The organism is Maribacter aquimarinus (genome assembly GCF_047345505.1).
In the GTDB taxonomy this organism is placed as follows: Bacteria; Bacteroidota; Bacteroidia; order Flavobacteriales; family Flavobacteriaceae; genus Maribacter.
This window is the reverse complement of the sequence record NZ_JBLFEO010000063.1, coordinates 1-1,721: the sequence shown is the minus strand read 5'-3', so window position 1 is coordinate 1,721 and position 1,721 is coordinate 1. Positions and strand designations below refer to the sequence as shown.

The following is a 1,721-nucleotide window of genomic DNA, read 5'->3' as shown; positions in this document are numbered from 1 at the left end:
AGTAAATTCGTGGATAAGCCAAGTGAAAATGACCGCTGCTGTTCCGGCTAAAATATACCTTAAGGTTATTTTTTGGTCGTTTGATTTTTCCATTGCGGTTGGTTTTTTAGCTTACGCACAACGGTTTTGTATATGGCTCGTAGCGTGTAAATTAGCGATTATTTTTCGGTTAAGCATGAGCCGAATTTTTTAATTTTCTTATTACCTTTTTTTACAATAAGCCAAATTAAAAAATTTGGCGGACTTGCAAATACACCTTAACTTCCGATTGAGCAACTGCCAAGCTATGAGCTATATACGTTGTTGTGCTTTCGTTATTCCGTTAATTAGATTCTAATAATTGCAAAAGGTTTTCGGCTTTTTCTTTGATTTCTTGATATCTTTCATTTTGACTTTCTGTCATTTGATTTTTTAACAATAAAGTACCTATGTAATCAGAATCTTGGCGCAAAGTCTCTAAATCTAACTTTGGACGGTTTAAGGGCGAGCCTATCTTCCTTTCTAAAAAATCCCCTGTTGTAAGGTTTTTTGTTAGATTTTTAGTCACATAATTATGCTGATATAGTTGTACGCTTATCTCACCATTTTTTTCATTTCTTTCGTTTAATAAATAGTATTCATATATTTTATCAGTCAACTTCTTGTTTTCGATTAAAACGCCTCCATCATTTGACTCAAATTGTCTAAAAGTACTTAACTCTGGAATAAAGTAGGATTCAAAGCCAAGGGAATAGTTTTGTTCAAAAAACGAAGTTAATTTACTTTCTGACAGATTTTTTTGACTTGAAAGAGTATTTATAATTGACGTAATATTCTGAATTTGTTTTTCATTTATTTTTATTCTATCATTCAAAAAAACAATATCAGATTCTACTGATTTAATAAAATTTTCAACATATAGTTTTGATAATTCTCTATTCTTTTGGTTTTGGTTCCAATTGTTTACTTGTAATGCAATCAAAATTCCAATAACGACAAGTACAATTTCTCCAATTGCGTATTTAAAATACTTTCCAGTTTTTCCTTCTGAAAGCAAGTTTTGTCTAATTTTTCTAAAGAATTTTATCATTGGTTAGCGTTTTGTGATAATGAAGCACAACGTTAGGTGTATGTGCAGTGGCCCCTTTTCGGCCCAGTGGTTCCAGGGCCATTGCACATACATGGTGTTGTGAGTGGTTTTCCCTCAATTTCACCTTTTCCATAAAATTAGGGATAAAACCATTTATAGTTTGCCATAAGGGGACAAAAACGCCTCTTTTCTTCAAGACTCCCGTCCTTATCCATCCAAACATTGGGGTTTGATGGGTCTGGAACGGAACCCAAACATGGCCGAAGCGGGCAAAATGGGCAACAATCCCGCCCAAAATTTGACTTTCTCAAAATTTTTGCCGTCCTTGTACAAGTAGTTTTTAACGTTCCCAACGTTTTGATAGCGAGCTCTCAACGCTGATAAGCCAAACTACTTGGGCAATGTCCGCCCGAAATGGTCGGATTTTACCGTGTCCCACTTTCGCCCGCTTCGGCGAGTCCGATCATCTGCCCACAACGCTGTCCGCACGATCCTTGAAGAAAAGAACAACGGCGATGGCAAATTACTTACAACGTTAAATGTATGATCAGTACGGCCTTGAAATCCGCAGGATTTCGGCCCGTACGCTAAACATACTAAAAATGCGTGGATTTTCCACCGGAAAATCGCCCCGTATTGATCATACATATTG

The 1,721-nt window shown here is 36.2% G+C and carries 1 protein-coding gene; it reads right to left on the bottom strand.

What is annotated here, in order from left to right:
• Nucleotides 1-322 precede the first annotated feature (322 nt).
• The gene (locus ACKWCC_RS19180; protein ID WP_413997584.1) at nt 323-1,069 is read right to left on the bottom strand and encodes a DUF6090 family protein; all 747 of its coding nucleotides are present in this window, start codon (nt 1,067-1,069) and stop codon (nt 323-325) included.
• Nucleotides 1,070-1,721: the final 652 nt, after the last annotated feature.

Bases quoted from the DNA above. Each gene is read 5' to 3' on its own strand.
- ACKWCC_RS19180 (WP_413997584.1), bottom strand. From the start codon at position 1,069: ATGATAAAATTCTTTAGAAAAATTAGACAAAACTTGCTTTCAGAAGGA.